Here is a 23,429-nt window from a genome sequence, read left to right on the forward strand (position 1 = left end):
ATCTTTTTCGAATATGACGCTGCCAGAAGACCGCTGCTCTTCACCGCTGTTCTTCGGCCGCACGCCGCTCGATCGCTTCGGACATCGTCTTGTCGGTCAGATGCGCGTAGATTTCGGTCGTTTCGGTCGAAGCATGGCCAAGCTGCTCTTTGGTTTTGTAAATATCATTTTGCAAATAATAATCGGTGGCGAACGAATGACGCAGCTTGTGCACGGTTAAATAAGGTTTACCGAACCGTTTGGCATATTTGATGATCATGGCCTGAATAGCGCGCTTGGTCATCCGTTTGCCTTCTTTCTGGCCGTTCGGAATCGCGAGAAACAGCGCTTTTTCCCGTTTGGGCGCCGCGTATTCCGTGTCCCGCAGCGACAGATAGCGTTCCAGATCGAACCGGGCCTGATCGCGGAAATAGACCGGCGTCTTGAACGTATCGTCGTTGCTGCCTTTGCGCAGGACGTACAGCAGCTTGTTGCCGGCGTCGAGGTCTGCAAGGTTCAGGTTGATCACTTCCGACACGCGCAGGCCGGAATTGAGAATGAGACTGGCGATCGAAGCGTCGCGTTCCTTGTTTTTGGCATGGGCGTAGAGCGCCTGCTTGTTGCCCGCGACATCGACGGCATACCCTTCGCGGATATAGTCGATAAATTCGGTCAGCTCCTGCTCTTCGAGAATTTTGCCTTTGAGCTTGGCGGCCGTATCTTTCGGTTTGTTCGCGCGCTTGATCTCGATCTTCGCCATGACGTTGCGCTTGAGCAGCGGATAGAAATCGTCGTCTTCGGCGATCTGGCTCAGATAATGGAACAGGGAACGCAGCGCGGACAGTTTGCGGATAACGGTCGTGCGGGAATTGGGACTTGCGGTCCGCGTCGTCAGATGCAGCCGGTAGCCCGTAATATTGTCCATCCGCAGCGCTTCCAGTTCTTCGAGCGTGACGTCCTTCATCCCGGTCCCGGCGGACAAGCCTTCGGCCCGCAGCCAGTTGAAGAACGATTCGTAATCGCGGACGTATTCCAGCAGCGTGGATGGCGACAGATCGGGCAGTTTGTAGTCGATGAATTGTTGGACGTAGTCGGGCATCTCGGGCAGTTTTTCGCCGAGGCGCACGCGGTCGATGTTTTTTTGAATGCTCATGGCGGTTCCTCTTTTCGCGGGGTAAACGTCGGTCCGGTCGGATGCCGGCTCTTACGTTTAGTTTACCACAGTAGGCGCTCCGGCACGCAGGCGGACGTTCGGGAACGGGACGCGCGGAAGTTGCCGGAAAGGAGGGGCGTCGGTTACGATAGAGAAGGAAACGTGCGGATTATGCCGGAAAAAGGAGCGGAAAAGAATGGGACCGATTGTGGAATTGGAAGTTGTGCCGGAGCCGCGCAAAACGGTGATCGAAAATCTGCTTCAGTTTTATTTGTATGATTTTACGCTGTATCTGGACATCGCGGCGAACGAAGAAGGCAGGCTGCCCGCCTATCCCGACCTGCACGAGTTCTGGACGCAGCCGGAGCGCAAATTCCCGTTTTTGATACGGGCGAACGGCGAGCCGGCCGGATTCGCGCTGGTCGAACGGACAGACGACGGAGGGAAGCGCCCTTCGTATTACATGGTCGAATTTTTCGTGCTGCAAAAGTTTCGCAGACGCGGCGTCGGAGCGGCGGCGGCCGTCATGCTGTTCGACCGGTTCAAAGGCCGCTGGAAAGTGACGCAGCTCAAAAACAACGAGCCCGCGCAGCGCTTCTGGCGTCAGATCATCGGCGTCTATACGACCGGTGCCTACAAAGAGCGTACGCATCCGTTCAACGGCCATCCGAGCCAATATTTCGAGAGCTGACACCCATACCGCTGCAAAAAGAATTTTAGAATACGCTTTCTTAAACGGCTTTGCCGGGTAATGGGTCTGTGGAACGCAACTTGAGCGACAACACGAGGAGGATGCACAGTGGAAAAAAGAACCTATGGCAACACCGGCATGGAGGTCAGTGTGCTCGGATTCGGAGCGTCGGAGATCGGCAGCGGCGTCTCGCAGGCTGACGTGGACAAGCTGCTCGGCAGCGCGATCGACGAAGGGCTGAACATTATCGATACGGCCGAATGTTACGGCGACAGCGAAGAATTGATTGGCAGATCGATTGCGCACCGCCGAGACGATTTCTATCTGTTCACCAAATGCGGACATTCCGCCGGTATCGACGGTCCCGATTGGGACCCGGTGACATTGGCCGCGACGATCGACCGCAGCTTGAAGCGGCTGCAGGTCGACCATGTGGACATGATCCATCTGCACAGCTGCTCCGAAGAAGTGCTGCGGCGAGGCGAAGTGATCGAAGTGCTGCAAAAAGCGAAGCGCGACGGCAAGACGCGCTTCATCGGCTACAGCGGCGACACGACGGACGCGCTGTACGCGATCCAAACGGACGTTTTCGACAGTCTCGAAACTTCGCTGAACGTGGCCGATCAGGAAGCGATCGACCTGACGCTGCCGGAAGCGATCAAGCGCAATATGGGCGTGACGGTCAAGCGTCCGATCGCGAACGCGGCCTGGCTGTTCGACACGGTGCAGCCCGAAGATTACGCCTATGCGTATTGGAACCGGCTGCGCGACCTGAACTACGGCTTCCAGTCCGAAGACGATTCGGTCGCCACGGCGCTGCGCTTCACGCTGTCGACGCCGGGCGTGCATACCGCGATCGTCGGCACGACGAAGCCGGATCGCTGGCATCAGAATGCGAAGCTGCTCGAAGCGGGCCCGCTTGCGGCCGACCGCTACGACGAGATTCGCCGCCGCTGGCACGAGATCGCGCCGGCCGACTGGACCGGACGCACCTGAGTTTTTCCATAACCGGCACGTAAAAAGCCCCCTGTTTCCGCTCTCGCGGAACCGGGGGCTTTTCGTTGATTACAGATACATCTGCGAACGCATCTTGAACCAGTCGAACACGTGGTGCGCCAACACTTTGAGAACGGCGTAACCCGGTACGGCGAGCAGGATGCCGACGACGCCGAACAGGTTGCCGGACGTGAGAATGACGAAGATGATCGTAATCGGGTGAATCTTGAGCGATTTGCCCATGATCTGCGGCGAGATGAACTTGCCTTCGACCAACTGCACGACCGTCCAGACGATGACCATTTTGAGCAGCATGATCGGCGACGTGACGGCCGCGACGATGATGGCCGGCGTGATCGCGATCGCAGGTCCCAGGTACGGGACAATGGCGGTACACGCGGCGACGATCGCAAGCACGAGCGAATACTCCAGCCCGATGATCCGGTAGCCGATATATAGCAGCACGCCGATACACATGCTGACGATGATCTGGCCGCGGATATACGAGCTGATCTGATGGTTCGTTTCCTGCAGCACCGTCAGGGAACCGGGACGAAGCTTCGTCGGGACGAAACTGAGGATGTAGCCCGGCAGCTTGCGTCCGTCTTTGAGCAGGTAGAACAGGATGAACGGCAGCGTGACGATCGCAAGCACCAGTTCCTTGACGACGCCGAGCACGCCGCCGATGCCCGACCACGTATGGTTTAAGATGGTCGTGGCGCGCTCGGAGAACGAGCTGACGAGTTCCTGCGTGTTCAGGTTGGTAGCGGTCTGGAACTGGGTAACCAGATCGCTGCCGATCCATTTTTCAAACTCGGTCTGGATCGTCTGGCTGTAAGCCGGGAAGTTTTCGAAGAAGCCGAGCAGCTGCTCGCGGATGACCGGCACGATCAGCGTGATCACGGTCGTCAAAATGCCGATGATCAGAACGTACAGGCACAAGATGGTATAGATACGTTTCACTTTTCTTTTTTCCATAAAATCGACGATCGGGTTAAGCAGGTAGTAGACGATGCCCGTCAGGATGATCGGCAGAACGATCGTCTTCACCAACACCCACAGCGGGTTGAAGATGAACGAAATTTTGGAGAAGACCAAAACGTTCACGCCGACCAGCAGCGCGATAAACAAAAACAGCACAAACTTGTTGTTCAGGAACAATCTTCGGAATCGTCCTGACCAGACTCTCGGTTGGTTCATTCGGCACTTCTCCATTCTTGGCTTAATCTTTCCGGAAAACCTTCCTTAGTAAGCATACAAAATGGACAAAACGGACGCAAGTCAGCGGGGCTCCGCAGCGGGGCTTGTTTGCTGCGCAGGCTCCCCCGAACCGTAAAGGCCGTGGTCCTGCAGCAGGATCGCCAACTGCCGGACCATTTCATCCGCCGGATACGGCATGGAGCGGACGATCCACCATTCAAGCAGTCCCGCCATGGCGGTCGTGACGAATTGGACGGCGATCTCGCGGTTGACCCGTTCGTCCCGGACGCTGCGGTCGAACTGCTCTTCCACGCCCTGCCGCAGCAGTTCCGACAGCCGGACGCGAAAAGCCGGCAGGCTGTCGCCGCGCAGCAGCACCGAATAGATCTCGAACCGGCTTTCGAGATATTCGAACGTGCGCAGCATGGAGACTTCGGGCGCTTCTGCAGCGCTTGCCGGCCGGCAGCTGTCGTTCAACTGCTGCAAATACGTCTCGATGCAGCGGTTCAGCAGATCGAACTTGTCTTCGAAATGCAAATAGACCGTTCCCCGGTTAACGTCTGCCCGCTCGGCGATCTCCTGCAAGGTGATGCGTTCGAAATTTTTCTCCTTCAGCAGTCCGATCAGCGCCTCGAACAGCCTTTCTCTCGTTTTACGCACGCGTCGGTCCATCGTTTCTTCTCCTTTACTGAACAAAAATAGCGGCACTGTCGGAAAAGCGACAAAACTGCCTGCATCAACGATTGCCGCTTGCGGCGAGGTCGGTTACGTTAATGATACTCAACAGCTGTCAAGGAATCAACAACTGTCGAATATCAAAGGGAGTTCAATCTCCCGAAAAAAGGAAGAAGGAGCGAGCCTATGCGAATTTTGATCTATGGCGCGGGCGTATTGGGAAGCGTGCTCGCGCATCTGCTGATGCAGGGCAAACACGAAGTTACGATGCTGGCGCGGGGAAAAAGGGCGGAGCAGCTTGAACAAGGCGGACTGGTCATCCGGCATTATGTACAGCGCAAAACGACGGTGGAGCGTCCTCAGGTCATCCGTCGCCTTGAACAAAACGATCGGTACGACCTGATCTTCACCGTCATGAAATATTCGGATATCGAAAGCATCCTGCCCGCTCTTGCGGCCAACGTGAGCGCTAATATCGTCATGATCGGCAACAATCCCGACGCCGGGCATACCGAACAAAAGCTGCGGGAATTGGGCGGGGGAGATAAAAGCTTCACGTTCGGCTTTCTGGTCGGCGGCGGCATTCGCAGAGAGGACGGCACGGTGATGTCCGTCCAGCTCGGCGGCGGCACGCTGATCGCGGGCGCGCTCGGCGGCGATAACGGCGGCCTGCCGCTGCTGCGGAAAGCGTTCGCCAAAAGTTCCTGCAAGCTTACGCTGCATGCCGAGATCGACGCCTGGCTCAAAAACCATATGATGCCGATCGTGCCGCTGAACGCCGCCCTGCATATTCATGGCGGCGACGTAAGGCGGGTGGCGCGCGACAAGCGGCTGCTGCGGCAGGTCGTCGACGCGATGGGGGAAGGCTTCGACCTGCTCGAAGCGGCCGGCTATCCGCTCGTTCCGCCCGCGCAGGCGCGGCTGATCCGCCGCCATAAGCTTATGCTGCGCCTGCTGCTTGCGCTGTACAATCGACTGCCGGTCGCCCGGCTGATCGACGGTTCTTTTGCGGAAATCGACGCGCTGGACCGGGTGTTCCGCAGATGGGCGGGCGCGTCCGGACAAGCGTCGCCGGCTTGGGACGGACTGATCGAAGCGGCGAGACAGGCCGAAGCCGCATCTTCTTTTAACATAAATAAATCATTACATGAAAAATTCATAATAGAAAAACCATAAACAAAAAACACCCCGGAACAAAGAGGCCCCAAGGCCGGCCGGTCCGTACGCAAACAACCTTTGAATAAAGGCCGAACTTATTGTATGATGGTGTTCGCGAATAAGAGGTTTTTTGCGCGATCATTTTCCAGGCAAGGGGACAACTACCGATGAATCCAAAAGCTCTTCATTATACAATGCCCGCCGAATGGGCTCCGCACGAACGCACGATGCTGTCCTGGCCGATCCGGTCTTCGATGGTCTATCCCGGCAATTACGAAGAAGTGTGCGGCGGTTACGCCGAACTGGTCAAAGCGATCGCCGAATTCGAACCGGTCACGCTCGTCGTGAATCCGGAAGACGCGGAGCGCCTGCGGCCGATCTTCGAAGGTCACCCGGTCGAACTGCTGGCAATAGCCCATAACGATGCGTGGCTGCGCGACAACGGGCCGACGATCGTCATGAACGCGGACGGCGAGCGCGCCGGGATCAACTGGGGCTTCAATGCCTGGGGCGGCAAATATTCGCCGTGGGATCTGGACGACGCGGTAGCGCCGGCCGTACTGGAACATCTCGGGCTGCGCCGGTTCGACGCGCCTCTCGTGCTTGAAGGCGGCTCGATTCACGTCGACGGCGAAGGCACGCTGCTGACGACGGAAGAATGCCTGCTGAACGAGAACCGCAATCCGGAGCTGAGCCGCGAAGAGATCGAACGTCACGTCAAAGACTTTGTCAACGTCGAGAAGATCATCTGGCTGAACCGGGGACTGGCCGGCGACGAGACGGACGGCCACGTCGACAATGCCGCCTGCTTCGCCGCGCCGGGCAAAGTGATTATCCAGGTCTGCGACGATCCGGCGGACGACAACTACGCCATTACGCAGGAGAATCTGCGCATTCTGGAACAGTCGACGGACGCCCGCGGACGGAAGCTTGAGATCGTCAAGATCCAGCAGCCGCCTTATACGGAATACGAAGGCAGCCGGCTGACGCTCAGCTACCTGAACTTCTACTTCGTCAACGGAGGCATCATCCTGCCGGTCTTCGGCGGAGCGGCCGAGGAGACCGATCGCCTGGCCGAAGAAGTGCTGCAGCGGACGTTCCCGGATTACCGTATCCGCACGGTCGACGGCATGGCCGTCATCCGCGAAGGCGGCAACGTGCACTGTACGACGCAGCAGATTCCGGCGGGACGCCAGAACTAAACAGAATCGACTGCCGAGGCACAGTTTATCCCGAACCATAACTCATAACGAACCGTAACTCATAGAGAACCGTAGACTGTAGAGCACCGCAAATCGAGAGGAGACGTGAATTTTTTTATGAGAAAAGTGAAAGTGGCTGCGACCCAGATGAGCTGCACGTGGGACATCGACGACAACATCCGCAAAGCCGAAGCGCTCGTGCGCCAAGCGGCGGCGGAAGGCGCGCAGGTTATCCTGCTGCAGGAACTGTTCGAGACGCCTTATTTCTGCCAAAAGGAAAAGGCCGAATATTACCAGTACGCGACCGAACTCGAAAGCAACAAAGCGATCCATCATTTCAAGCAGATCGCCAAAGAGCTGGAAGTCGTACTGCCGATCAGCTTTTACGAAAAGAAAAACTACGCCCGTTATAACGCGCTCGCGATGATCGACGCGGACGGCGAGATTCTCGGCACGTATCGCAAAAGCCATATTCCGGACGGACCGGGCTACGAAGAAAAGTTTTACTTCAATCCGGGCGATACCGGCTTCAAAGTATGGAATACCCGTTACGGCAAAATCGGCGTCGGCATCTGCTGGGATCAATGGTATCCGGAAGCCGCCCGCGCCATGGCGCTGATGGGCGCCGAGATTCTGCTGTACCCGACCGCAATCGGGTCCGAGCCGCAGGACAGCTCGATCGATTCCAAAGACCACTGGCAGGCGTGCATGCTCGGCCATGCCGGTTCGAACCTTATTCCGGTCATCGCCTCCAACCGGATCGGCCCGGAAAGCGACGAAGATTCGTCGATCAACTTCTACGGTTCTTCGTTCATCGCGGGACCGCGCGGCAGCAAGATCGTCGAAGCGAGCCGCGACCGCGAAGAAGTGCTGACCGCCGAGTTCGATCTCGACCAGCTGGAGATCGACCGGATCGAATGGGGCGTGTTCCGCGACCGCAGACCGGAACTGTACAGCGTCTTGGCGACGTACGACGGCGAGCGGAAGCTCGGACAGTAAAAGTAAATCGGACAATAAATCGCAAACCCCCGCTCTCCATATTGGAGAGCGGGGGTTTTTTAATTGGAGAAATCCTCTGTCGAGAACTCTTCTATACGGAAGTGCCTACTGGGTAGTCTTCTTGATTATTGAGGAAAACCCGCCTCGGAATCGGCAGACAAACGGTCCGGCGGCATCGAAGGCAGATACAGCGTAAAGGTACTGCCTTGTCCTTCTTCGCTTTCGACCGTCAGGCAGCCGCCCAGCAGCCCGGCGAATTCCCGGCAGATCGACAGGCCGAGTCCCGTGCCGCCGTACATGCGCTCGGTTCGTCCGTCGCCCTGGCGAAAAGCTTCGAAAATCATGTCTCGCTTGTCTTCGGGAATGCCGATGCCCGTGTCCGACACTTTGATCGCAATGGCGGTCTGCTCGGCGTCTCCTTCGGACGCTACGCACGGAGGCGCTTCGGCATCCGCTTTTTCGAGACTGCAGCAGACTTTGCCGGCCTGCGTGAATTTGAACGCGTTCGAGAGCAGGTTTTTGATAATCTGCTGCATCCGCTTGCCGTCGGTATAGAACGCTTCCGGCAAATTGTCGGACACATGCACTTCGAATTCGAGATTTTTCTGCTTGGCGATCGTATCGAATCCGTAATTGATCAGCTCGGGAAAATCGTGCAGCGAGACCGGCTCGGGATTGATGTCCAGCATGCCGGCTTCGACTTTGGACAGGTCCAGCACGTCGTTGACGATCTCCAGCAGATCCTGGCCGGAGCGATGGATGATTTCGGCGTAGCTGCGGCCTTCGTCCCCGGTATCTTCGGCATTTTCCGCGATCAGCTGCGAGAGGATCAAGATGCTGTTGAGCGGCGTTCGCAGTTCATGCGACATATTGGCGAGAAATTCCGATTTATACTGCGACGAACGCCTTAATTCCTCGGCGCTGAGCTCCAGCTCGTGTTGCGTTTCCAGCAGTTCGATCCGGCTCCGGTCCGCCTGGATATACTGCTGCTTGAGCTGGTCGTTGACGGAACGCAGTTCTTTTTGCTGCGTGCGCAGCTCTTCGGTCAGCAGCTGCGACTCCTGCAGCAGACGGTCGACTTCCATGCGTCCGTTCACGTTCTGGAGCGCGATGCCGAGCGTGGAACGCAGCTGCTCCATCAACTGCCGATGCAGTTCGGTGAACGGTACCAGCGTGGACAGCTCCACGACCGCTTCGACCCGGTCGTTCGCTTCGATCGGAATGACCCAGATCTGGCGCGGACGGTACGTCCCGCCGCCGGCGAGGATCGTCGTGCCGTCATGTTCGGGAGACACGTCGATCAGTATGTCGCGTCCGTCGAGCGCCGCCTGCCCGATCAATCCTTCGCCGGGCAGGAAAGCTTCGTTCGATCCTTCCGGACGATCCGTCGCATAGGCGGCGATCCGCACGAACCGTTCGCCGTTTCCGTCCGTGTCGCGGCTGTAGAACAAGCCGGAAGAAGCGTTAACGGCGGGGGAGACGGAAGACAGGAACAACCGGGCCAGCGAATCTTTGTCTTCGGCCTGCTGGTACAGCAGCGCCAATTCGCTGAGCTTCGTCTGCAGCCAATGGTTCTCTTCGATCTTCTGGTTGAATTCCCGAACTTTGCGATTATGGTCTTCCAGGGTGTCGATCATGTGGTTGTAACCGCGAGCGATATTGCCGATTTCATCGTTGCTGTCGACCTCCAGTCGGGGAATGGGTGCGATGGCGCCGGGATCGAATTTGTCCATTGCATCGGTGATTCTTCTCAAATTGCGGCCTGTGCCCCGAATGACCCACACGGCCGCCAAAATACCGATCAACAAGATAGCCGCTGCGGACACCGCGCTGACCATCAGCATACGGGAAAATTGCCGTTCGGCTTCGAGGCGCGCCCAGTTCATTTTGTTTTCCTGTATGGCCGTATATTCGCTGAGCGTGCGCAGCAGGTTAAGCCGGACGGTCTGCGCGTTTTCCACGTACAAGGAAGCGGCGGATAGATTGCTGCCCGATGCCCGGGCTTCCGCCACGCGGTTCACGATCAGCATGTATCGGTCGAATCCGTTTTTGACCGCGGCAAGCAGCTGCTCGCCGGAATTGTCTCCTCGGTGCGTTTGAAGAGAGGTAAGGTCGGTGTAGGCCGCTTCGCTTTTGCTGCGAATTTCGATGAGGTGATTTTCCGAGCGCAGCGGGTCCGTCTCGTAGACGAGATAACCGAGATCGCTGTTAATCGCGGAGAAGTTGTTGCGGAAGGTGACGGCGCGGCTGACTTTGTCGTATCGCTCATCCATGATCTCGGCCAGATTTTTTTTGACCCCGTCGAGCATAAAGGCAAGAATGAGCAGCAGAATCATCAGAGCAAATAGAATGACCCCGAAACCGAGGAGTTGTTTTTTTCGATAACTCATCATGATGTTTCCTGCTTTCCTGGTCGATTTGCTGGTCAGTTTTGTAAATGCTTTACTGTCTCTTACCTAAAAAATCTGACCTTGAAGCAGAGGGTAAAAGGGAAAGAATGGGATTTGGGGTGGTTTGGGGCGGGGAAGTGCCCAACAAATCTTATCTATGCAAACGCTCCCGGGCAAGTGGGAACGCCATATTGAATTCCGCTCTTTTAACAAATGATTACTAAAAGAACATATTTAATTTTTTGGTATTTCTAATAACTATTTAAATATTCCTATTAATTTCTATTATAAATATGTCGATAACTAACTTGGTTAAAATATATGGGAATAGGGGAGATTTTGATGAAAAAAAGCATGCATATGGTGTTGGCTGTTTTGATGATCCTGTTTGTAGTTTTGCCTGGAAACGTTCATGCCGCAGAAGAAGGTTGGGTTGCCAAAGCAAACTTGTTGAAAGTAAAAGATCGCATGAGTCTGGTCGGTATTAACGGCAAAATTTATGCGATTGGCGGCATGAGTGGAGGAGCCCTGCTGAATACGATTGATGAGTATGACGTCAAAACGGACACTTGGATTGCAAAAACCACTTTCCCGGAATTCGCTAAAGCCAATTCGAGTTCGGTCGTAGTGGATGGGAAAATCTACATAACAGGTGGTATCAAAGAAAGTGGCACGCTTACCAAGTCTTTGGATATTTACGATCCGGCTGCGAACAAGTGGACCAAAGGAGCCGATTTGCCGGTTACATTGGCGGGCCACGCATCGGAAGTAATAAATGGGAAAATCATTATCGCCGGTGGATTTACTGAATTTACTAATGCCGTTTCAACTACTTACGAGTACAATATCGCCACAAATGTATGGTCTGCAAAAGCGAAAATGTCGCAAGCGCGCAGATATACCTCGTCTGCTCTTATTAACGGAAAAATCTATGTGGTGGGTGGAATTTACAGCTCAGACGGTATACTTTCTTCGGTAGAAGAATATGATCCCGCAACCGATGTTTGGACAAAAAAAGCGAACTTGCCTAAAGGAAAATCGAGTATCGCCACGACAAGTTTTAACGGACTTCTGTATGCGATAGGTGGAGCAACGGCTAGTGCTTCTATAAGCGGACCTGCAACGACAGCGGTTGACGTATACAATCCCCAAACGGATACTTGGACTACCGGACCTGCGCTAAAATTAGCCCGACATTCGATAGCCTCTACAGTACTGGATAACAAATTGTATGTAGCCGGGGGATCAAACAACTCCAATTATTACAGCAATTTTGAAATGCTGGATCTGACGTCTACGCTTCCACCAGTCATCGAGCCACCGATCACGCCTCCAGGCACAGGGGGACCGACCCAACCTTCCAATCCCGAATTGGTTGGAGATCGAGCGATTCTTGTCGTAACGATGGTGAATGGGCTGGAAAAAGAGTATGATTTGTCCCTGCCTGAGGTAACCACTTTTATCAATTGGTACGATAAAAAAGATGGGGGAAGCGGCCCATCCCGATTTGTTATCGACAAGCATTTTAATAATAAAGGACCTTTCAGCAAGCGGACCGATTCGGTCATATTTAATCAGATTTTGACATTTGAAGTCAGCGAATACACGATCAGCCAGACAAAAGCACCTATTCAATAAGAAGAAAGTTTAGTTTGATTTAGGGTGAAAGCAATCGCAAACAATGACCTCGCTTGGCAGATGCCTGCGAGGTCATTGTTGCAGTTGAGCAGGCACTCAAAACGGTAACGTGCATTCAAGAAACTACGGACAAATACCGATCCTTTTGAACTATAGTCGTTTACCTTTCCCCACAAGGATGTTATAATATTCACAATTGAAGATTTAATGATTTGAACGGCGAAAGGAGGTGAATCCTTTGCTTGATCTGCAAGACCTGCTTCCCTATTTGTTCTCGATCAGCCTGCTGCTGATCTTGAGGTATTTTTACCTGATGTTTGTGTACGGCGGACTTCGGTTGACCTGGATCGATTTCGGTTATTACGATCACCGCATTCATTTCGTGTCGATCCCGGCGCCCGGAGGGGGCGGATCGCCCTCAAGGCTGAGCCGGATGGTCCGGCGCCGCGAAGCTCCCGATGAAGACGGTGGCGACTGCTTTTTCCTTATCGATGACGTCTCGGACAATCGACAAGGAGGAGCAGTATGGAACAGGCAAAAGGATTCATTTTCGGTTCAAAAAGAGGACGGTTTTTCGGCTTAGCGGTGCTGCTGGGCTTGGTGGTACTGCTGTCGGGCTGCGGCGCGCAGAACGGGGAGATTACGAGTTCGACCCCGGGATTTTTCAATCATTACGTCGTGTTTCCGATCTCGTATCTGATTCAGCATTTGGCGGGCTGGTTCGGCGGAAGCTACGGAATCGGCATTATTTTGATCACGCTCATCGTGCGAACCGTGCTGTTCCCGCTTATGATGCGGCAGGCACGCGCGCAGCAGCAGATGAAGCTCAAAATGGGCGTGATGCAGCCAGATCTCGATGCGCTCAAGCAAAAGTACGAGAACAAAAAAGACGCTGAGCAGCAAAAACTGATGCAGCAGGAAATGATGGAAGTGTATAAGAAGCACAGCTTCAACCCGCTGAATATCGGCTGCCTGCCGATCCTGATTCAGCTTCCGATCCTGTCGGGATTGTATACCGCGATTCGGCTGACGCCGGAACTGTCCACGCATTCGTTCTGGTGGTTCAAGCTGGGTCATCCGGACTGGATCATGGCGGTTCTGGTCGCGGCGTTGTATCTGGTGCAGGCGAGAGTGTCGCAGTACAGCATGACGCCGGAGCAGCGCAAGCAGATGGCGATCATGGGCTACATCTCGCCGCTCATGATGCTGTTCTTCTCGTTCAGCGCTCCGGCGGCGATGCCGCTGTACTGGATGGTCAGCGGTATGTTCCTGCTGCTCCAGACGCTGCTGTTCCGCAAAATGTATCCGACGAACCCCGAGGCGATCTCGGCTATGCAGGCTCAGATGGCTGTAGAAAAACCGGCCGAGCCGCAGCAGCCTGCCGCGCACGGGTCCGGCAAGTCCGGCAAAACGAATCACCCGGCCAAGTCTGCTGCGTCGACCCCGGAGCAGCGCAAGCCGCCGCAAGCCGGCACGACCGCTTCCGCGAAAAAAGCGGGCAAACCGAAGACCAAAGCCGGCGGTTCGTCCAAGCAGGCCAAAGCCTGAATTCGACACCCGAATACAAGCTGCGCCGCTTGGCCCCAGAGGCTCGGCGCTTACTCGCCCGGCTCGATCGGTTGCGCTGATTGGCGATCGGCCTCTGCGTATTCCCGATCGACCGCGCCGCTTCAACTTGGTGCATCCGTTCGATCCGCAATCCAAAAAAAACGTCCCGCCGCATTCCGAGGAATGCGGCGGGACGTTTTTTTTGGATTGCGGATTTTGCGTTTTTTTCAAATATCGCCGTAGATAGCAGGCTCGCAATGCCGAACGAAGCAGACTGCCCGGCCACGGCCAAGCCCGCTTTAGCGGACTGCCGATTCGCTCAAGTTCACCTGACGCATGAAATTGTCGATGATCCGATGCCCGATGCGGCCGCCGGCGGTCAGCAGCGACTCCGGATGGAACTGCACGGCGTATACCGGCAGTTCGCGGTGACGGATGCCCATGACGACGCCGTCTTCCGACCGAGCCGTCACTTCAAGGCAGTCCGGCATGCTGTCCGCATGCAGCGAGTGGTAGCGTCCGACCTTGAACGCGTCGGAGATGCCTTCGAACAGCGGGCAGTCCGCCGACGTACTGACGAGCGCCGGCTTGCCGTGCTGCGGAACGTCGAGGATGCCGAGGCTGCCGCCGTAATATTCGACGATGCCCTGCAGGCCGAGGCAGACGCCGAACAGCGGCAGTTCGCGCTTCGCCGCAAGATCCAGCACTTCCCGCATGCGGAAATCGTCCGGCCGCCCCGGACCGGGCGACAACACGAGCGCGTCGAACCTCTCGCGTCCTTCTTGCAGGATGCGAAGCGCGGCCGGCGTGCGCAGGACGAGCACTTCGGCTCCCGTCTCCTTGAAGTAGCCGGCGAGCGTATGCACGAACGAATCTTCGTGATCGACGAACAGAAGCCGTCGGCCTGTGCCCGGCGCCGCGTCGGAATCGGCAGGGTAGGAAGCCGCCGCCGCAGCGGCAGGCAGGCCGCGAACGGCTTTCACGAGCGCCGCGCCTTTGGTCAGCGTCTCTTCTTCTTCCTCGGCGGGAATCGAGTCGTACAGCAGCGTCGCGCCTACGCGGATCTCGGCCGTGCCTTCGCGGATACGGATCGTGCGCAGCGTAAGTCCCGTGTTCAGCCCGCCGTCGAAGCTGTAGAATCCGACCGCGCCTCCGTACCAGTCGCGCGGGGAATCTTCGTGGTCTTCGATCCAGCGGATCGCCGCCTTTTTGGGAGCGCCCGTTACGGTGACGGCCCACATATGGGTCATGAACGCGTCCAGGGCGTCGGAACCTTCGCGCAGCGTGCCTTCCACGTGGTCGACCGTATGGAACAGATGCGAATACGTCTCGATCTGCCGGTGTCCGATCACGTTGACCGAACCCGGTTCGCAGACGCGGGATTTGTCGTTGCGGTCGACGTCCGTGCACATATTGAGCTCGGCTTCGTCTTTGCGCGAATTGAGCAGCTTGCGGATCTGCTCCGCGTCTTCGATCGGCGAAGCGCCGCGTTTGATCGTGCCCGAGATCGGGCATGTCTCCATGCGTTTGCCTTCGACGCGAACGTACATCTCCGGCGAAGAACCGACGAGATGCTCGTTGCCGAGGTTGACGATAAAGCCGTACGGGCTCGGGTTGATCGCGCTCAGCCGTTCGAATACGACGGACGGCGCGTCCGGGCACGGTTCGTAGATCGTCTGGGTCGGCACGACCTCGAACAGGTTGCCGACTTTGAACTGCTCGATCGCCGTATCGACGAGGCTCGCATAACGTCCCGGCACGTATGCCGGCAGCTGCTCGGGAGCCGGGCTTTCCGCCAGCGCGCGGGTGACCGGCGTGGAATGGTCAAGCCCGTGCGTCGAACGTCCTTCCGACGTGAAATCGTAGCTCAGTCGGTACGCCTGATCCTGCTGGCGGTCAACGATGACGATCTCGTCCGGCAGGTACAGCACGACGTCGGGACGCTCCAGCGTCCGCTCGTGCTTGAGTTCCATCGGTTCGAACTGGAACACCAGATCGTAGCCGAAAGCGCCGTACAAGCCGAGCTGGGAGTCTTCCGGCGATTCCAGCGCTTCCTTGATGCTGCGAATCAGCGTGAAGATCGACGGGCGGCGGGTCCGTTCTTCTTCGGAGAGCCGCTCGTCCTCGTCGCCCTGGCGAAGAATGGAACCGGAGATCAGCCGCCCGTCGCGGCCAAGTTCGAATACCGGATCGGCGGACAGGTGGCGATGCAGGAAATCGAGCAGCAGGTCGCCGCGTTCGTTAAGCGCCTGAATCTCAAAAAGACCGCGCGAAGAGCGAAGCTCGATCGGCGGGTTCAGAAAACCGACGTCCCATCTCGAATAACGGCCCGGAAATTCGTAGCCGCTCGTGAACAGGGCGCCGCGATGGGTATCGATGGCGGTAAGGATGGAAGCGATCGCCTCCGACGAATCGAGAGGGGTCAGCGTACGGGTAACTTCGAGTTCGCCCCGCGTGGCGTAAGTCGCCTGCTGGGGGGAAAGGGTAGCTTTGAATTTCATCTTTTTCTCCTCCTTGGGTAGGTAAAGGGTTGGAGAGAAAAGAGAAAGAAAGTGTGATGGATATGCGATTGAAAAGGGGTCTCGGCTCCGCTCAACTTGTCTCTGCTCTAGTCTCTGCTCAGGCTCTGCTGCTTAAATAAATCGTCTCGGTCAAACGTGCGGACTCTTCCGCGGCCGTCCGGCTCTCCGGACTTACCGCAAATCATACCGGGTCGGCAGGCAGCTTGTCAATATGGGACGGCCGCTTGCGCACGGCAGCGAAGGAAAACACTTGCTATCCGCGGAAAAAAAGACTAAGATTAACGTATGAATACATGCTCATATGTTAACAGAAAAGAGAGGTGAGAACGATGAAGGCTTCCAACGGCAATCCGGATCACGCACATGCCCATTCGCATTCTGCCGGCAAGGGTGGACATTCCCATGCCCATTCCCATACGCACGGCGCGAACAAGAAAGCGCTCAAGCTGTCCTTTTTCCTGATCGCTTCCTATATGGTGGTGGAAGTGATCGGCGGCCTGATGACGAACAGCCTCGCGCTGCTGTCGGATGCGGGACATATGCTCAGCGACGCGGCGGCGCTCGGATTCAGCCTGCTGGCGATGATCTGGGGCGAACGCAGCGCAAGCAGCGCGAAGACGTACGGCTACAAGCGCTTCGAGGTGCTGGCGGCGTTCCTGAACGGGCTCGCGCTGCTCGGCATTTCGCTCTACATTTTCTATGAAGCGTTCCGGCGCTTCTCCGATCCGCCCGGCGTCCTGAGTTCGGGCATGCTGACAATCGCGGTGATCGGGCTGCTCGTGAATATCGCGGCCGCCTATATTCTGATGAGAGGCGACACGTCGCACAACCTGAATATCCGCAGCGCTTTTCTGCACGTGATCGGCGATCTGCTCGGTTCGGTCGGAGCGATCGTCGCGGCGCTGCTCATCATGGCGTTCGGCTGGAACCTCGCCGATCCGATCGCAAGCGTCGTCGTTGCCCTGCTCGTGCTGCTGAGCGCGTACCGCATTACCCGCGATTCGATCCATATCCTGATGGAAGGCACTCCGGCGGGTTACGACGCGGACGAGATTCGCCGGGAACTGGGCGGTCTGTCGGGCGTTCGCGGCGTGCACGACCTGCATGTCTGGTCGCTGTCGTCCGACGTTCCGCTGCTGAGCGGCCATCTGCTGCTCGAAGATCCCGCCGAAGCCGTCGACGTCATGAACCGGGCGCGCAGCCTGCTGACCGAACGGTTCGGCATCGGGCATATCACGATCCAGCTCGACCTGCCGGGCATGGTCTGCCGGGTGACGGACGAAGAATCCGGGCATGAGCCTCACCACGGCCACAAGCATGAACATCACCGCGACCACAAGCACGAGTCTCATTAAAGATCACGCAGCGTCATGGATCGGTCGTAATCAAGTTCGGACCGATCCGGCAAAAGCAAAGGAAGCTCCTGCCGGGAGCTTCCTTTTTTGGCGTTGGCCGCTTGGCGATCGCCTGGCGTTACGTTCGCGCGACGGCATCACGACACGCCTATACGTTCTCACGCTTCGCCGCCGGATCGCTTCAGCCGTGCTTGAGATGCTGAAGCGTCTGGGCGAAAATCTCTTCCACATGGCGGTCGTCGAGCGAATAGAATACCGTTTTGCCGACTTTGCGCCGCTTCACGATGCGCGTGTTGCGCAGATAGCGGAGTTGGTGCGAGACCGCCGACTGCGTCATATCCAGAACGATGCACAGATCGTGCACGCACAATTCCTGCTGGAGCAGCGTATAGATCAGCCGGACCCTCGTCGGATCGCCGAGCGCTTTGAACATTTCCGCCATATCGATCGCCGTGGAATCGTCCACGAAGTTCTCTTTGATCCGGGCCAGCGTATCGCGGGGAGCCGAGCTGTCCGCGCCGTCATGGCCGCATTCGTCGATCATGTCATCGCGCAGCGTTTCCTGTGTCACGCGTCATCACCTTCCCGTATGCGTTATGGACCCATTATACCAAACATCGTTGGGATTACGAATAGTCGTTTGAGCGGTCCGATCGTCGACTTGGGCTTTGACTTCGGGTGGGAAGGAGACTATAATCGAACTAACACATGAACATATGCTCATATATAAATCGTAAAATTTTCGAATAGCGGGAGGGATCGCCATGGGAACCGCAGCGGGAACCGTGAAGCGCGAGTGGGTGCTCGAAGGATTGGACTGCGCCAACTGCGCGCTCAAGATCGAAAACAGCGTCCGGAAAATGCCGGGGGTATCCGATTGTTCGCTCAATTTCGTCAATAAGACGTTGACGTTCGAAGCCGACCCTGTCCGGGAACAGGAATTGTCGTCCCGGGCCGCCGGCACGATCAAAAAGCTGGAACCGCATGTCCGGATCGTCGTCAAAGGCACCCGCCAGACCGTCGACGCTTCGGGCGCGGTCATTCAGGCGCCAGCATCGCATGCCGGGGACGCGCAGGCAGGCGCGCACGGCAGCCGGAACGATTCGGGCGCGGTACAAGGTTCCGCACCGCAATCGATCGGCGGGAATTCCCGGCACGAAGCTGCCGATGATGCCCATGCGGGTCATGCGCACGGGCATGGAGAAGGCCGCGGGCAGAAGACGCTGATCGCAAGACTGGTGCTGGGCGCCGGCTTGATGGCGGCCGCGATGCTGGCTCCGCTCGGGCCGGGCCTGGAACTTGCGCTGTTCCTGCTCGCTTACGTGAGCGTCGGCGGGGACGTCGTGCTCCAGGCGCTCAAGAACATGTTCCGCGGCCAACTTTTCGACGAATATTTCCTGATGTCGGTCGCGACGGTCGGCGCGTTCGCGATCGGGCAGTATCCCGAAGGCGTGGCGGTCATGCTGTTCTACCAGATCGGCGAGCTGTTCCAGAGCCTGGCGGTCAACCGGTCGCGCCAATCGATCACGTCGCTGCTCAACATCCGGCCGGATTACGCCAACCTGAAGACCGGCGCCGAGACGAAGCGGGTGAATCCCGAGTCGGTCTCGGTCGGCTCCTTGATTCTGGTGCGTCCCGGCGAGAAAGTGCCGCTGGACGGCCGCGTGATCGAAGGGTCCTCGATGGTCGATACATCGGCTCTGACAGGCGAATCGGTGCCGCGCGGCGTACGGTCGGGAGACGAGGTGCTCGGCGGCTTCGTCAACAAAAACGGCGTGCTGACCGTGGAAGTGACGCGTACGTTCGGCGAATCGTCGGTGTCCAAAATTTTGGAACTGGTCGAGAACGCCGCCGGCCGCAAAGCGCCGACCGAGACGTTCATCAACAAGTTCGCGCGCGGCTATACGCCGGTCGTCGTCATTACCGCGCTGCTGCTGGCCGTCGTGCCGCCGCTTGTCGTGCCCGGCGCGATCTTCTCGGACTGGATCTACCGCGCGCTGATCTTCCTCGTCATCTCCTGCCCCTGCGCGCTTGTCGTCTCGATCCCGCTCGGCTTCTTCGGCGGCATCGGCGCCGCTTCCAAGCAGGGCATTCTGGTCAAGGGCGGCAATTACCTCGAAGCGCTGAACCAGGTGGAGATCGTCGTGTTCGACAAGACGGGCACGCTGACGCAGGGCAGCTTCCGGGTCACGGAGATTCGTCCGGCCGGCGGAATCTCCGAACAGGAACTGCTGGAGGCGGCGGCTTATGCCGAACTGCACTCGAACCATCCGATCGCCGACTCGATTCGCGAAGCGTACGGCGGCGAACTCGACAAGTCGAAAGTCGCCGACTACGAAGAAATTTCGGGACTCGGTATTCGCGCCGCATGGAACGGCGCGACCGTGCTGGCCGGCAGCGCGAAGCTGATGCGCAGCGAGCACGTAGCGTTTGACGGAGAGACGGCGCCCGGCACCGTCGTGCACGTCGCGGTAGACGGCCGCTACGCGGGCCGCATCGTTATCGCGGACGAGATCAAGGCCGATGCGGCGGAAGCCGTGCGCGGCCTGAAGGCGCTCGGCATTCGCCGGACGGTCATGCTGACCGGCGACGTTCGAAGCGTCGGCGAAGCGGTCGGACGCACGCTTGGCATCGACGAAGTGCATGCCGAACTGCTGCCCGAGCACAAGGTCGGGCAGATCGAACGGTTGGAGCGATCCAAATCGCCCAAAGGCAAAATCCTGTTCGTCGGCGACGGCATCAACGATACGCCGGTGCTGGCCCGCGCCGATATCGGCGTCGCGATGGGCGGGCTCGGCTCGGACGCGGCGATCGAAGCGGCGGATGTCGTCATCATGACGGACGAACCGTCGAAGCTCGTGACGGCGATCGGCATCGCCAAGCGGACGCGCCGAATCGTATGGCAGAACATTATTTTCGCGCTCGGGGTCAAAGCCGTGTTTCTGATCCTTGGCGCTTTCGGCATCGCGACGATGTGGGAAGCGGTGTTCTCCGACGTCGGCGTTACGCTGATCGCGGTGCTGAACGCGATGCGTGTGCTGCGGGTCGACCGAAGCCCCGCGGCTACGGCCGTCACGCAATCGCCCGACCGTCCGCTCGAAGTGTAAGCCGGAATCGGCGGATATGCCGATTGTCTTATTTTAAATTGTTATCGACTCTTTCTATTTAACTCTTTCTATCGACTCTTGGAGGAACCGCCGTCGGCGGTTCCTTTTTGGTTTGGTTTATTTTGGAGAAGATGGGCAGGGAAAAGACGGGGCGGCCGCGAAGAATAAGCGATGGAGGTGAGGAGATGCCAAAAAGGCATTGTGCGTATCATCCCGAACGTGAAGCCGACCACCAATGCAGCCGCTGCGGGCGCATGCTGTGCGACGAGTGTTACGACGCCGAGGCGGGCGGCTGCAAGTTCGCAGACTGTGCGGGCGCCGGAATGCGGAACGGTTCCGATCCCCGGTACGGGGACGGCTGGGAGCGCCGTCCGGAACGGCCGTCCGGTCCGTCGTCCAATCCCGGCTGTCAGATCGCGATCTCGATTCTGGCGATCATCGGCGGGTTGTTCCTGCTGCTGCTGGCGATCTGCGGCGGCATGCTTTTCCTGAACTACTGATTTCCTGAACTACTGATCTCTTTGAATTACTGTTTTTCGTGAATGATCGATTGTCCGTTTTCACCGAATCCGAAGGAGGAAGTCTGTGGAATTTCCCGTGTATATCGCGCTCGGACCGTGGCGAATCCATCCGCACGTCCTGTTCGAGACGCTGTCTTATTTCATCGGCTTCCGTCTCTATCTGTGGACGCGCCGTCCGAGCGGCATGTCGAAGCTGACCAGCCTGCAGATTTTGGCGGGTACGATTTTGGGCGCCGCGCTCGGCGCCAAGCTGCTGTATTATTTCGAAGATCCGGCCGCCGCATGGGAACAGCTGCTTCAGGGCAACTGGCTATGGGGCGGCAAAACGATCGTGGGCGGCCTGCTCGGCGGGTTGATCGGCGTCGAATTGGCCAAAAAGTGGACCGGATGGAAGTCTTCAACCGGCGACGACTTCGTCTATCCGCTGATCGTCGGCATGGCGATCGGACGGGTCGGCTGCTTCCTGACCGGCCTCGAAGACCATACATACGGCGTCGCGACGTCCTGGATCACCGGTATCGATTTCGGCGACGGCGTCTCGCGCCATCCGGCGCAGCTGTACGAGATCGGCTTTTTGCTGGCGCTCGGGCTCATTCTCTACCCGATGTACCGCAGCAGCCGCGACCCGCAAGCGATTCGGGCCGGTTACGTGCCCGGACGCATGTTCCAGGCGTTTATGGGAGGCTATCTCGCATTCCGTTTTGTTATCGAGTTTATCAAACCGACGCCGCACCCGTATATCGGGCTCAACAATATTCAACTGGCCTGTATCGCGGGCTTGATCTATTACGGCTGGCTGCTGCTGCGTCCCAAATCCGTGCTCGACCCATCCCAATGACAAGGAGCGTGTTTCGGCATGCCGAATCGTCCGTACCTCTACCATGAGCTGACCAACAGCATCTGTTCGACCTGCTACCGCAAAGTGGAAGCGAAGATTCTCGAAGAAGACGGCCGCATGTACATGCTCAAGCGCTGCCTCGTGCACGGGCCCGAGAAAGTGCTGATCTCGACCGACGTCGATTATTACAAAAAAACGCGCGAATTCATCAAAGCGTCGGAAATGCCGCTGCGCTGGAACACCCCGATCAAATACGGCTGTCCCTACGACTGCGGCCTGTGCCCGGATCACGAGCAGCACAGCTGCCTGACGCTGCTGGAGATCACGGATCACTGCAATATGAAATGCCCGATTTGTTTTGCCGAATCTTCGCCGCAGCGCACGACGCACCGTTCGATGGAACAGATCGAATTCATGCTGGACCGTATCATCGAGAACGAAGGCGAAGCGGACATCGTGCAGATCAGCGGCGGGGAGCCGACGACGCATCCGCAGTTTTTCGAAATTCTCGATTTGTGCCGCACGCGGCCGATCAAGCATATCATGGTCAATACGAACGGCGTGCGTATCGCGCAGGACCGTGCTTTTACCGAACGGCTCGCTTCCTACATGCCCGGCTTCGAAATCTATTTGCAGTTCGACAGCTTCGAACCGCACGTGCTCAAAGAGCTGCGCGGCGCCGACGTCCGGCGTATTCGCGAGGACGCGATTCGCCACCTGAACGAGTTCAACCTGTCCACGACCCTTGTTGTCACGCTCAAAAAAGGGCTGAACGATCACGAGGTCGGCACGATCATTCAATACGGGTTGAAGCAGAAAGCGGTGCGCGGCGTGACGATCCAGCCGATTCAGGCGGCGGGACGCCTCGAAGGCTACGATCCGGCAACCGACCGCCTTACGGTCAGCGAAGTGCGCCAGATGATCATCGATCAGTCGGGCGTGTTCGAACCTGAAGACATTCTGCCGGTGCCGTGCCATCCCGACTGTCTGGCGATGGGGTACGCGCTCAAGCTCGGCGGGGAAGTGCTGCCGCTGACGCGCATGATCGACAAGGAGACGCTGCTCGAAGGCGACAGCAACACGATCGTGTTCGAGCATGATCCGGTCGTGCGCGGCAAACTGTTCGAGCTGCTGTCGACCGGCCATTCGCCCGTCTCTTCGGCGCTGTCGCTCAAAAGCCTGCTCTGCTGCCTGCCGCTTGCGGCCGTGCCGGAAGAGATCGTGTACGATAACGTGTTCCGGGTCATCATCATGCAGTTTCTCGATGCCTACAATTTCGATGTGCGTTCGGTCAAAAAATCGTGCGTGCATATCGCGCATCCGGATGGCCGGATCATCCCGTTCGATACGTACAACATGTTCTACCGGGATGACAAGGAGACACTGCTCGAAGAACGCAAAGCCGAAATCGCGACAGCCTGGGATTCCTCGCCGGGCTGCCGCTGATCGCGATTCGA

At 57.5% G+C, this 23,429-nt stretch carries 18 protein-coding genes and 1 pseudogene; 13 read left to right on the forward strand and 6 right to left on the reverse strand.

The window, feature by feature from the left end:
• Positions 1 to 40: 40 nt before the first annotated feature.
• Entirely contained in the window at positions 41 to 1,132 is a 1,092-nt protein-coding gene (gene xerS, locus FTE24_RS04405; RefSeq protein WP_150229244.1) for a tyrosine recombinase XerS, read from the reverse strand.
• 196 nt (positions 1,133 to 1,328) lie between these two features.
• Between xerS and FTE24_RS04410 the strand changes: the two genes are divergently transcribed.
• A complete protein-coding gene (locus FTE24_RS04410; RefSeq protein WP_150229242.1) occupies positions 1,329 to 1,823 on the forward strand; it encodes a GNAT family N-acetyltransferase in 495 nt (164 codons plus the stop codon).
• 108 nt (positions 1,824 to 1,931) lie between these two features.
• Positions 1,932 to 2,819 (forward strand): aldo/keto reductase, encoded by an 888-nt coding sequence (locus FTE24_RS04415; protein ID WP_150229240.1) that lies wholly within the window; start codon positions 1,932 to 1,934, stop codon positions 2,817 to 2,819.
• 69 nt (positions 2,820 to 2,888) lie between these two features.
• On the opposite strand, the gene FTE24_RS04420 is transcribed toward FTE24_RS04415, so the two are convergent.
• Positions 2,889 to 4,019, reverse strand: a complete 1,131-nt coding sequence (locus tag FTE24_RS04420; protein WP_141449914.1) for an AI-2E family transporter — start codon at positions 4,017 to 4,019, stop codon at positions 2,889 to 2,891.
• A gap of 81 nt (positions 4,020 to 4,100) precedes the next feature.
• Entirely contained in the window at positions 4,101 to 4,691 is a 591-nt protein-coding gene (locus FTE24_RS04425) for a TetR/AcrR family transcriptional regulator (RefSeq protein ID WP_150229238.1), read from the reverse strand.
• 189 nt (positions 4,692 to 4,880) lie between these two features.
• Here FTE24_RS04425 and FTE24_RS04430 point away from each other — a divergent pair, with 189 nt between their 5' ends.
• From FTE24_RS04430 to aguB, 3 genes are all read left to right on the forward strand, one after another.
• Positions 4,881 to 5,870, forward strand: coding sequence for a ketopantoate reductase family protein (locus FTE24_RS04430; RefSeq protein WP_150229236.1), 990 nt, complete (start codon positions 4,881 to 4,883; stop codon positions 5,868 to 5,870).
• Between the two features lie 149 nt (positions 5,871 to 6,019).
• Positions 6,020 to 7,054, forward strand: coding sequence for an agmatine deiminase family protein (locus tag FTE24_RS04435; RefSeq protein WP_150229234.1), 1,035 nt, complete (start codon positions 6,020 to 6,022; stop codon positions 7,052 to 7,054).
• 117 nt (positions 7,055 to 7,171) lie between these two features.
• On the forward strand, positions 7,172 to 8,053 hold the full coding sequence (gene aguB, locus FTE24_RS04440; RefSeq protein ID WP_150229232.1) for an N-carbamoylputrescine amidase: 882 nt from the start codon (positions 7,172 to 7,174) through the stop codon (positions 8,051 to 8,053).
• 125 nt (positions 8,054 to 8,178) lie between these two features.
• Here aguB and FTE24_RS04445 read toward each other — a convergent pair whose 3' ends face one another.
• On the reverse strand, positions 8,179 to 10,446 hold the full coding sequence (locus FTE24_RS04445) for an ATP-binding protein (RefSeq protein WP_150229230.1): 2,268 nt from the start codon (positions 10,444 to 10,446) through the stop codon (positions 8,179 to 8,181).
• 339 nt (positions 10,447 to 10,785) lie between these two features.
• Here FTE24_RS04445 and FTE24_RS04450 point away from each other — a divergent pair, with 339 nt between their 5' ends.
• The 3 genes and pseudogenes from FTE24_RS04450 to yidC form a co-directional block, all read left to right on the forward strand.
• Positions 10,786 to 12,081, forward strand: a complete 1,296-nt coding sequence (locus FTE24_RS04450; RefSeq protein WP_237401629.1) for a Kelch repeat-containing protein — start codon at positions 10,786 to 10,788, stop codon at positions 12,079 to 12,081.
• Between the two features lie 238 nt (positions 12,082 to 12,319).
• Positions 12,320 to 12,664 carry a hypothetical protein gene (locus tag FTE24_RS04455; RefSeq protein ID WP_141449907.1) on the forward strand — a complete coding sequence of 115 codons (345 nt, stop codon included), beginning with the start codon at positions 12,320 to 12,322 and terminating at the stop codon, positions 12,662 to 12,664.
• Positions 12,607 to 13,392, forward strand: a pseudogene (gene yidC / locus FTE24_RS04460) (membrane protein insertase YidC); the annotation flags it as partial. The gene FTE24_RS04455 and the pseudogene yidC, both read left to right, overlap by 58 nt.
• A gap of 536 nt (positions 13,393 to 13,928) precedes the next feature.
• Here yidC and FTE24_RS04465 read toward each other — a convergent pair.
• Complete coding sequence (locus FTE24_RS04465) at positions 13,929 to 16,130, reverse strand: anthranilate synthase component I (protein ID WP_150229226.1); 2,202 nt, start codon at positions 16,128 to 16,130, stop codon at positions 13,929 to 13,931.
• A 350-nt stretch (positions 16,131 to 16,480) separates the two neighbouring features.
• Here FTE24_RS04465 and FTE24_RS04470 point away from each other — a divergent pair, with 350 nt between their 5' ends.
• Positions 16,481 to 17,506: a cation diffusion facilitator family transporter gene (locus FTE24_RS04470; protein WP_150229224.1), complete on the forward strand. Its 1,026-nt coding sequence runs from the start codon at positions 16,481 to 16,483 to the stop codon at positions 17,504 to 17,506.
• A gap of 181 nt (positions 17,507 to 17,687) precedes the next feature.
• On the opposite strand, the gene FTE24_RS04475 is transcribed toward FTE24_RS04470, so the two are convergent.
• Entirely contained in the window at positions 17,688 to 18,077 is a 390-nt protein-coding gene (locus FTE24_RS04475) for an ArsR/SmtB family transcription factor (protein WP_415663161.1), read from the reverse strand.
• Between the two features lie 193 nt (positions 18,078 to 18,270).
• On the opposite strand from FTE24_RS04475, the gene FTE24_RS04480 reads away from it, so the two are divergent.
• The 4 genes from FTE24_RS04480 to FTE24_RS04495 all read left to right on the forward strand — a co-directional run bounded on the left by FTE24_RS04480 (position 18,271) and on the right by FTE24_RS04495 (position 23,418).
• Positions 18,271 to 20,613, forward strand: coding sequence for a heavy metal translocating P-type ATPase (locus FTE24_RS04480; protein WP_150229222.1), 2,343 nt, complete (start codon positions 18,271 to 18,273; stop codon positions 20,611 to 20,613).
• A 185-nt stretch (positions 20,614 to 20,798) separates the two neighbouring features.
• A complete protein-coding gene (locus tag FTE24_RS04485) occupies positions 20,799 to 21,113 on the forward strand; it encodes a hypothetical protein (RefSeq protein ID WP_150229220.1) in 315 nt (104 codons plus the stop codon).
• Positions 21,114 to 21,198: 85 nt separating this feature from the next.
• Positions 21,199 to 21,972 carry a prolipoprotein diacylglyceryl transferase family protein gene (locus FTE24_RS04490; RefSeq protein WP_150229218.1) on the forward strand — a complete coding sequence of 258 codons (774 nt, stop codon included), beginning with the start codon at positions 21,199 to 21,201 and terminating at the stop codon, positions 21,970 to 21,972.
• 18 nt (positions 21,973 to 21,990) lie between these two features.
• The gene (locus FTE24_RS04495; RefSeq protein WP_150229216.1) at positions 21,991 to 23,418 is read left to right on the forward strand and encodes a radical SAM protein; all 1,428 of its coding nucleotides are present in this window, start codon (positions 21,991 to 21,993) and stop codon (positions 23,416 to 23,418) included.
• Positions 23,419 to 23,429 lie beyond the last annotated feature (11 nt).

This window comes from Saccharibacillus sp. WB 17 (assembly GCF_008634075.2).
In the GTDB taxonomy this organism is placed as follows: Bacteria; Bacillota; Bacilli; order Paenibacillales; family Paenibacillaceae; genus Saccharibacillus; species Saccharibacillus brassicae.